This is a genomic window from Oscillibacter sp., assembly GCF_032060045.1.
Taxonomy (GTDB): domain Bacteria; phylum Bacillota; class Clostridia; order Oscillospirales; family Oscillospiraceae; genus Oscillibacter.
In genome coordinates this window covers 47,546-55,997 of the sequence record NZ_DAMBZJ010000006.1, presented here as the reverse complement: position 1 = coordinate 55,997, position 8,452 = coordinate 47,546, and the positions used below count along the sequence as shown (strand labels likewise).

The window sequence follows — 8,452 nt, the reverse complement described above, 5'->3', positions numbered from 1 at the left end:
CGGCCTATTGTCGAAAAAAAGGCAAAAGTTTTCTCTTTAGGTTGTTACGTTCCAGACGCCTGGAACGTCTATATGGCAAAGAGAAAACGCGGGAAGGGGGAGAAGCTTGCTACCGATTTATTTTGCGATGATAAACAAAGATTGCGACCAGGAACTGTTTAACGTGGTTTATCAGCAGTTTTACAATAGGATGATGCGTGTGGCGCGGCAGATTTTGCCCTCTCAGACTCAAGCGGAGGATGCGGTACACGATGCGTTTTTAAAGATCATTCAACATTTTGACGATTTAAAGGCGGTGCCGGAGGAGCGGCGGATTTATTGGGTCGTGACGGTGACGAAAAACGCCGCGGTGGACCTTTTAAGAAAGGAGAGGCGGGATTTGCCCATGGATGAGGAAGTGCAGCGGCAGATACCCGCTGTGCCTGCGGAGGAGGGCGGCTTCCGTGCGTTGGTGGAAATTATCCGTAAAATGCCGGATACATATCGCCGGGTACTGGAGCTGCGGTTTTTGACGGAGTGGAGTCACGCGGAGATCGCCCGGGAGCTGCAAATCAGCGAGGGCGCGGTGAAAACGCGCGTGGCCCGTGGGCGGCAGATGCTGATTGAGTCCATGAGAAAGGAGGGATACGTCTGTGAGTAATCTGAATCTGGATGAGTACCTGACAACGGCTTTGATGGAGGCCCTGCGGGAGGATTGGGATCAGGTGCTGGAAAGCGAGGAAGCCACCCGGATGTCCTGGCGGCAGCGCCGCCGGCTCAAGCGGATGCTGGCGGACCCAAAGGGCTATTGTCGCCGCTATTTGCAGGGCCGGAAAGCGCCTTCCCAAAACGGCGCGCTTGCAAGCCCGGGCGAGGTGCGCGTCAGAAGAAGGCATATGACGCGGGTGGTGATTGCGGCGGCGGCGGCGGCCCTGCTGGGTGGCTCGGCGCTGGCGTATTCCCTGACAGGTGGGGTGTTTATCTCACGCATGTTCGACTTTTTTGGGCAGGAGCTGGGGCTGGACGCCGGTGTTGCCGACATGTCCCAGCTTGCCAAAACGGACGGTGCGGCTTTGGGCGTCATTTTGGAGACGGACGAGCTGCGCGTTGAGCTGCTGGACGCGGTATCCGGCGGCTACATGTCCATGACCGCTCTGCGGGTGACCTGCAAGCAGTTGGACACCGTTTTGGAGAAGGACGAGAATGGGGAGGTCCTGTGGTGTGTCATGCTTGGCGACGTGGATGGAAGCATCACGGACAACGCCACGGTTTACGGCAGCAGCTATCAGTACACGGGGGATAAGCTGGGGATAGAGCTGGCAAGCAATCAGTTCTGCCTGATCTTCAACACCAACAGCACGGAAACCATCGGGGCGGGAATCTACACGCTGGAGCTGCACAATCTAGTGAAAAATGGTCAAGACACAGAGGAGACGGTGCTGTACACGGGGGACTGGACATTGAATATTCCCTTGGAGGACGGTGCAAAACACGCCCATACGGCGCTGGTTGGAGAAGACTATACCATCAGCGAGACGGAGTATCTTTTGGAGCGCGTGCAATATTCGCCCCTTTCCATGAACCTGTATTTTTCTTCGCAAACGCCTGCGCCAGCGGAGTTTGACTTTACGGACTATTCCGTGACGCTAAAGGACGGAAGGGTGCTGGATGGCCCGTGGCTGTTCTGCGGTGTGGGCAGCGGGAGCGACGCATCCGGGAGCCGCGCGCAGGTGACGCTGGAATTCAACGCGCCGTTGAATGTGGACCAGATTGCTTCCGTCCAGTTCTGCGGCTATTCGCTGGAGCTGACGGCAGCAAAATAGAAACAGGAAAAAACCAAAACCGACGCGAAGCGCCGGAAAATTTCCGTTCATCGTCTAGTTTACGAAAAATTTTCCGATAAAAGTGCGGGCCGAGTCCGCCATGGGAAGCGGCCCCCTTTTCGGCTGTTTGTGGCTTCATGTGTCATTTCCGCAATGAGTGTAACTATAAAATTAAAGTGGCTGAGGAATTACATTCCTCAGCCACTTTGACCTACATTGTCCATCGAAATGCAAAAAACCGGCTTAAGCCGGTTTTTTGTCACATCGTCCGCAGACAATGACGCTTATTCAATCAATCCCGGACACAAAAAGTGTTGAGATCTTAGTCTGTAACGTAGGGCAGCAGAGCGATCTGCCGGGCACGCTTGATAGCCTCGGTCAACTCACGCTGATGCATGGCGCAGGTGCCGGTGGTGCGGCGGGGCAGAATCTTGGCCCGCTCAGAGATGAAGCGGTGAAGCTTCGAGGCGTCTTTATAGTCGATGAACTCCGTCTTGTCCGCGCAGAACTGGCAAACCTTGCGGCGCTTGTTCCGGTTCATGGGACGAGAGGGTCTGGAATCACGATCATAAGCCATGATAAATTCCTCCTTTTACAAAAATGGCGCTGACAGACGGTCAGAACGGCAGTTCGCCGTCTTCTTCCCCGATCTCAGCAAAATCGGAGTGGGCATCCACGGGGGCCGGAGCATGTCCTCCAGCGGGCGCACCGTAGGCCGGGGCGTGATAACCGCCGCCGGACTCTCCGTCGCGCTTGGAATCCCCAAAATACACGTTATCGGCCACGACCTCGGCGGAACGGCGCTTGCCGCCCTCTTTGTCGGTCCAGTCGCGAAGCTGCAAGCGGCCCTCCACAACGGCCATACGGCCCTTGGTGAAGTATTTGCTTACAAATTCGGCGGTGGTACGCCAAGCGACAATGTCGATGAAATCCGTCTCTTTTTCGCCGCTCTGGGACTTGAAGTCCCGATCCACGGCCAGAGAGAAGGAAGTCACGGCGGTGCCGCTGCCGGTGCGGCGCAGCTCGGGGTCCCGGGTGAGACGGCCCATGAGAATAATCTTATTGAGCATTGCCCTGCCCCCTTATTCGCCCTTGCAGACGATCAGGGAACGCATGATGCCGTCCGTAATGCCGAGAATACGGTCCAGCTCCCGGGGAAAAGCCGCGGGGCTGTTGAACGTCATCAGCACGTAGTAGCCCTCGTTTTTGAAGCTGATGGGATAGGCCAGCTTGCGGCTGCCCCACTCCTCGACTTCCACGTTGGAGCCGTTCTGCTCGGCGAGGGTTTTGAACTTCGCCACCAGAGCGGCGGTTTCTTCCTCACTGCGTGCAGGGTCGATAATGTAGACGACCTCGTAATTGGCGGTAATTTTTGCCATTTTTGCACCTCCTTTTGGACATATGGCCCCCATCCAACGACGGGGGCAAGGATATGCTTGCAGACTGCAAGCCCTATTATTATACAGGAAAGGGGTCAAATGTCAAGAAATATTTAAAAACAGCCGAATTGGATTCCCAAGCGCCCCATACGTGAATGCGCAGGTCAGCCAAGGTTGGAGCGCCGGGGAAAGCGGAAAACGCATTCCCCGGAACCGAGGTCGTAATAACAGAACGCATTGTCCTGCACGGCGGCGCACAGACCGTTCCAGATCGAAGGCTCGTAAAACATGGAATCGTCGTCTCTGATGGAGAGGAGAGACTGCTTTCCCTTGTCCAGAATATGCATGTTGGGGGCGGCAGAGTTGGAATTATCGCGGGTGAAATAGTAAAGCTGGCCGGTTACGGCGTCCCGGATGGGGTTGTATCCGTCTTCACTGCCGTCCTGAGTTACGTCGGGCCATTCCATGGAAAAGTCCTCCGGTGGATCTGCACTGACCGTGCCGTCAGCAAGGTTCAGATAGAAGAAAATGCGCAGGCCGTTCAGCGCCGAGTCATAGCCCTCGGCAAAGAGAATGTCCCCTCTGGCGGACAGATAGGGCCCTTCCTCAAAGCCAAAGTAGGGATTTTCAAGGCCGCGCAGATAGGGCGTGAGGACATCGCCGGAAAAATAGGCGGTGGTTTTGCCGTTTGCGGACAGGACCGTAATGGAGTTATCTGGCTGAACCACCGCTAGACGGTCGCCATCCAGGTATTCAACTCCGGCCACACCGAAGTTTCGCACCCAACGCCCGTCCGGTGCGGATACGATGCAGGTAAATTCACCCGCCATGGAATCTCTGCCGTTGCCCGTTCCGGCGTGCGGGTCGCCTTTATTCATAATTAAAAAGGACGCAGGCGCGGATGGGTTAAAGGACCATCCGGAGAAGGAATACACGTCGGCGTACACCGGATCCGTCACAATTTGCCCATCCGTGGTGACCAGACCGTACAAGGGCAGGCTGTCTGCAATATAGTTGTTGACAGACAGCGTTGCTCCCTGATAGGGAAGAAGGACGCCGTAATCGCTTCGTGGAGTGAGGGTATCGCCTTGAAAGGGTGCGAACTGACTGTAAAGAGGTTTCGGTGCGATAGGCTTGTAGGGTGTGAGCTTAGACCAATCTGTATATACCGGGGAGACAGGCTCTGGGCTTTCCCCAGAATCGGAACCCGGCGCACCGCAGCCTGCCAGCACCGTCAGAGCTGATAGACCTGCCAAAATCCGGGAGCGGCTCATTTCGCCGCCTCCGTTGCGGTGACAGGGACATACCCCTCGTGGGCTACCAGTTTCTGGCCCTCGTCGGAGAGAATCCAGTCATAGAGGACCTGCGTGGCTTCAGAAGGCTGCTCGCCACAGACCACATAGTAGTTGTTCAAAAAGGGATAGTCGCCGTTGCGAATGGTGTCCCCGCTGGGGACAACGCCGTCCACCGCCAGAATTTTCAGGCCATCCGCCATGTTCATGTCGTTGGCATAGTAGTACATGGTGTAGCCAATGGCGGAGGGAGAGTCGTCATAGGCGGCAACGGCCTCAATCAAATCTCCCATTTCGCCCCGAACGTAATTCGCCGGGGCCTCCATCATCGGAAGGCCTTTCATCACCAGTTTGTTCATGGCGGTCTGGCTGCCAGCTTCCTCATTGCGCTGGAAGGGGATGATAGGTAGGTCATCGCCCCCCACCTGAGACCAGTTGGTGATTTTCCCGGTGTAGATTTGCTGGATTTGCTCAGTCGTAAGGCTGTCCACCGGATTGTCTGCGTTTACCACAAACACCAGCGCGTCGATGGCGAAGGGCTCCATTTGCCACTGGAAGCTTTGTGCCTCCTTCTCCTGCCAGATGACCTCCGGTGGCTCGGCGGCAATGAGCAAATCCACACCGTCTTCGTCGCCCCACATCAGCGTGCGATAGGACTGGGTGGTTTTTGAAAAGTGAAACAAGTCGCTTGTTTCCTCGCGCGTCTCGCCCAAAAGCACGCTGGCGATAGCCTGCGCCAGGGGAACGGTGGAGGTGGAACCGTCCAGGTTGGGGAAGTTTTCCCGGGTAAAGACGAACGGATTCACCTGAGCCGCCGCCGAGGAAGAAGGCGTGGACGCGGAGGGATCGGAGAATGCACCGGGGGCGCCGCAGGCAGAAAGCGCCAGAACGGCGGCAAGCAGGAACAAAGAGACAAGGCGGTTTTTCATCGTGAAACTTCCTTTCATACTTCGGCGCCGGCCGCGCCGGATTTCTGCGAACTGGATGGTAAAGGTAAAACTATCCATTCTAAAGCCATTGTAGACACGAAGTATTGGGAATGCACAAAAATGTGGCAACAAATCGTTTCAAATTGGTAACGAATTTCCAGATTTGCAGTCGGAAGAAAAATTGCTTCATAAATTAAAGCCGTTTATTTTTATAATCGAATAAAATATGGTCGTGAAAAACTTTTTGTTTGAGGAAAGAAAAAAATTTATATGATTTGGAAAATTATTGTAGCTTTTGTTACGAAATAACGATATAATGGGTGAAGATTTGATAATGGGAGGGGAAGCTGCATGGAAAACCGGGAAAAACAGAATTCGATGGCGCTTCATCAGCGGTTAATATTAGGATTTGGAGCGGTCAATCTGGTTACGCTCGTGATTACGATGATCAGTGTGGCAGTGATGGCGCGCCTACATACCGCGGGCAGTGTTTCAACGGGTTTTCTGGCGGGCTTTTCCGGCGGAGTAGCGGCACTGGCAGCTCTTTCGGTTGTCCTGAGCGTGTTTGCGTGCCGTCGGCTTGAGCATAGCATGACCCGACCGCTAAAAATCCTGAATGGCATTGCCACCCAGCTTTCTTTGGGAGACACGTCGGCCAACGTGATGGTTCTCACCAACGACGAGATTGGCAGGCTTATGCAGGCTTTCAAGACCATGGTGGAGAGCACCAGACGGCAGGCGCTGGCCGCTGAGACGATTGCCAAGGGGGATTTGACCGCACAGGTGGCGCTGAACTCGGACAAGGATGTGCTGGGAATTGCGCTGAATCACATTGCGGAAAACAACAGCCGGGTGCTCTCCCGCATCCGGGCAGCTTCCGGCGAAATTGCCGTGGAGGCCGGGCAAATTTCGGAGGCCGGAACGCGCCTTGCCGAGGGCTCCAGCCGTCAGGCTGGTTCCCTTCAGGAGCTGGCGTCGGCGGTGGAGCAGGTAAAATCCAATATTGACCTGAGCGCACAGCACGCCGCGAAGGCCCGCACGCGGGCAAACAAGGTCAGCCTAGACGCCGAGGACGGCAGTGGTCGCATGAGCGAGATGCTGGAGGCCATGGACGAGATCGGAGTTTCTTCCACAAACATTTCCGGCGTGATGAAGGCGATTGAAACCATCGCGTTTCAGACCAATATCTTGTCGCTGAACGCCTCGGTGGAAGCTGCGCGGGCCGGACAGTACGGCAAGGGCTTTGCCGTGGTGGCGGACGAGGTGCGTAATCTGGCAGCACGCTCCGCCAAGGCTGCGCAGGAGACTGCCGACATGGTGAAGGACTCTGTTCAGCGGATTGAGCACGGCACCCGGATTGCCCGGGAAACGGCGGATGCGTTCCATAAAATTGTGGACGGCATCCGCGAGGTGGCCGATCTGGCGGAAAAAATTGCGAACGCGGCGGCGGAGCAGGCCGCGGGCGTATCTGCAATTAACGACGAAATCGGGCTGGTATCTGCCGCAGTGCAGGCCAACTCCGCTGCGACGGGGGAAAGCTCTACCTCAACCGTTACCCTCTATCAACAAGCGGAAGAGTTGAAGGCACTGGTGCAGACCTTTAAGCTAAGGATTAATTGACGCCTTATCTCACAAAACACATATAAACAGAATGGACCGGGCGCCTTGCGGCGTCCGGTCCGTCCTTTTGGAAGATTGATGAAAAAAGTTTTGTCCCTTGCAAGTATGATAATACCGGTCAGATATTAAGCGAAAAAGCAAAGTTTGTTACAAAAGTTTTAAATCTGCGTGAGACAAAGTCCTTTAAAAGGGCTCACAGAAATTCTTAGGTTATTTGTGGTCCGGTTATGTAAGACTGCAGAGTTCAGGGTTCTTCTTCCGGTTCGTCGGTCAAATGCATCACAGAAACCTCGTAGGCCGTCCTTTGCTGAGGGACGCCTTCCACGACTTTTGTGTAGATGCGGCTTTGAAACCGACCCTCCACGCCCAGCGGCTCGCCCACCTTTCGGCGGCTGACACTCTGGGCCAATTGACCCCAGACGATCACAGGCAGATAGTCGGCCCGGCTGTATCTCCGGCCCACCGCCAGCATTACGTCGCAGATACTGCGGCCAAGGGGCGTGCGGCGAAGAATGGGGGGCTTGCACAGCGTTCCAGTCAGAAGAACGCGGTTGACCGGTTTTCCGCTCCATGGCTCCACGGATGTGGCGTAAACTGTCAGTACCAAACGGCTGCCGCAGCCGCTTTTGTTGTTGAAGGAGCGGAGCTGCCCCAGCACATGTACGCTTACACCCTCAGCAAGGCAAGGCGGCAGAGGGGCACGCACAAGGACGGGGAGCGTGTCCGACTGACCTGAAAGACGCTCCACTTGGAGGGGAACACAGTAAAAGCTGACGCCGTGGTTTTCATGGGAAAAGCCGGGAGGGGCGGCCACCGTGCCGCACAGCTCCACTTCGTTTCTGGTTTGTTCCATGTCGTACACCTCTGTCCGTAAAGATGACGGGATCGAGCCGGCGCGCCGCCGACCGTATCCCATCGCAATAACCTGTGCCACCCGGAGTTCCGCACTTTTGTGCACGGACAGGCAGACACTCGCAATGTGGTACAGCCTATGACAGGCCTGCTTGAAATAGACCGGAAAATTTTTCTTTTCAAACGGAGGAATTCGCATATAATAAAGAAGAGCAAACAGGAGGAGGCGCGTTCCATGGCAAATTTAATGGACTATCTTAACTGGAGGGGGGATTTAACCTTTATTCAGGCGCCCTTCAATGAAGTTGACAGCCTAATTTTTTCGGAGTTGGCCTATGCCGACTTTCGGGGAATCGTCCCCGGCGTGGACGAGAAGGGAGGAGTGCCACTGCGTGAGGCGGTGGAGCAATTTTTTGATAAGCGCCGGGAAAAAGAGTTAAGGACAAGCGTGCTGCTGCCGGAAAAGATTCCGGATATGCTAAAGAAGATGAGTGACTGCGTCCGGTTTCAGGATTTGCTCCTGAGCTGCTGCGAGGAACATCTGGACGAGGTGCGGCGGGAACAGTTTGCTGCTCTTA

The 8,452-nt window shown here is 55.3% G+C and carries 9 protein-coding genes and 1 pseudogene; 4 read left to right on the top strand and 6 right to left on the bottom strand.

Annotated elements, in window-relative coordinates:
* The first annotated feature begins 127 nt into the window (after positions 1–127).
* Both RT018_RS04025 and RT018_RS04020 read left to right on the top strand, forming a co-directional pair.
* Complete coding sequence (locus RT018_RS04025) at positions 128–640, top strand: sigma-70 family RNA polymerase sigma factor (protein ID WP_312939604.1); 513 nt, start codon at positions 128–130, stop codon at positions 638–640.
* Complete coding sequence (locus RT018_RS04020) at positions 633–1,802, top strand: hypothetical protein (RefSeq protein WP_312939506.1); 1,170 nt, start codon at positions 633–635, stop codon at positions 1,800–1,802. The genes RT018_RS04025 and RT018_RS04020 overlap by 8 nt, the downstream gene beginning before the upstream one ends.
* A 322-nt stretch (positions 1,803–2,124) precedes the next feature.
* Here the strand turns inward: RT018_RS04020 and rpsR are convergent, their stop codons facing one another.
* The 5 genes from rpsR to RT018_RS03995 form a co-directional block, all read right to left on the bottom strand.
* Positions 2,125–2,379: a 30S ribosomal protein S18 gene (rpsR, locus tag RT018_RS04015; RefSeq protein ID WP_293008565.1), complete on the bottom strand. Its 255-nt coding sequence runs from the start codon at positions 2,377–2,379 to the stop codon at positions 2,125–2,127.
* Between the two features lie 40 nt (positions 2,380–2,419).
* Complete coding sequence (locus RT018_RS04010) at positions 2,420–2,872, bottom strand: single-stranded DNA-binding protein (protein WP_293008563.1); 453 nt, start codon at positions 2,870–2,872, stop codon at positions 2,420–2,422.
* 12 nt (positions 2,873–2,884) lie between these two features.
* Positions 2,885–3,181, bottom strand: coding sequence for a 30S ribosomal protein S6 (rpsF, locus tag RT018_RS04005; protein WP_312939503.1), 297 nt, complete (start codon positions 3,179–3,181; stop codon positions 2,885–2,887).
* A gap of 164 nt (positions 3,182–3,345) precedes the next feature.
* Entirely contained in the window at positions 3,346–4,455 is a 1,110-nt protein-coding gene (locus tag RT018_RS04000; RefSeq protein ID WP_312939500.1) for a hypothetical protein, read from the bottom strand.
* Entirely contained in the window at positions 4,452–5,402 is a 951-nt protein-coding gene (locus tag RT018_RS03995) for a substrate-binding domain-containing protein (protein ID WP_312939499.1), read from the bottom strand. Before RT018_RS03995 ends, RT018_RS04000 begins: the two co-directional genes overlap by 4 nt.
* 351 nt (positions 5,403–5,753) lie before the next feature.
* On the opposite strand from RT018_RS03995, the gene RT018_RS03990 reads away from it, so the two are divergent.
* On the top strand, positions 5,754–7,022 hold the full coding sequence (locus RT018_RS03990; RefSeq protein ID WP_312939497.1) for a HAMP domain-containing methyl-accepting chemotaxis protein: 1,269 nt from the start codon (positions 5,754–5,756) through the stop codon (positions 7,020–7,022).
* A gap of 244 nt (positions 7,023–7,266) precedes the next feature.
* Here the strand turns inward: RT018_RS03990 and RT018_RS03985 are convergent, their stop codons facing one another.
* Positions 7,267–7,875 (bottom strand): single-stranded DNA-binding protein, encoded by a 609-nt coding sequence (locus RT018_RS03985; protein WP_312939496.1) that lies wholly within the window; start codon positions 7,873–7,875, stop codon positions 7,267–7,269.
* A 234-nt stretch (positions 7,876–8,109) separates the two neighbouring features.
* Here RT018_RS03985 and RT018_RS03980 point away from each other — a divergent pair.
* Positions 8,110–8,452 (top strand): annotated as a pseudogene (locus RT018_RS03980) (hypothetical protein); the annotation flags it as partial.

Bases quoted from the DNA above. Each gene is read 5' to 3' on its own strand.
- RT018_RS04025 (WP_312939604.1), top strand. From the start codon at position 128: ATGATAAACAAAGATTGCGACCAGGAACTGTTTAACGTGGTTTATCAG.
- RT018_RS04010 (WP_293008563.1), bottom strand. From the start codon at position 2,872: ATGCTCAATAAGATTATTCTCATGGGCCGTCTCACCCGGGACCCCGAG.
- RT018_RS04000 (WP_312939500.1), bottom strand. From the start codon at position 4,455: ATGAGCCGCTCCCGGATTTTGGCAGGTCTATCAGCTCTGACGGTGCTG.
- RT018_RS03985 (WP_312939496.1), bottom strand. From the start codon at position 7,875: ATGGAACAAACCAGAAACGAAGTGGAGCTGTGCGGCACGGTGGCCGCC.
- RT018_RS03990 (WP_312939497.1), top strand. From the start codon at position 5,754: ATGGAAAACCGGGAAAAACAGAATTCGATGGCGCTTCATCAGCGGTTA.
- rpsR (WP_293008565.1), bottom strand. From the start codon at position 2,379: ATGGCTTATGATCGTGATTCCAGACCCTCTCGTCCCATGAACCGGAAC.
- rpsF (WP_312939503.1), bottom strand. From the start codon at position 3,181: ATGGCAAAAATTACCGCCAATTACGAGGTCGTCTACATTATCGACCCT.
- RT018_RS03995 (WP_312939499.1), bottom strand. From the start codon at position 5,402: ATGAAAAACCGCCTTGTCTCTTTGTTCCTGCTTGCCGCCGTTCTGGCG.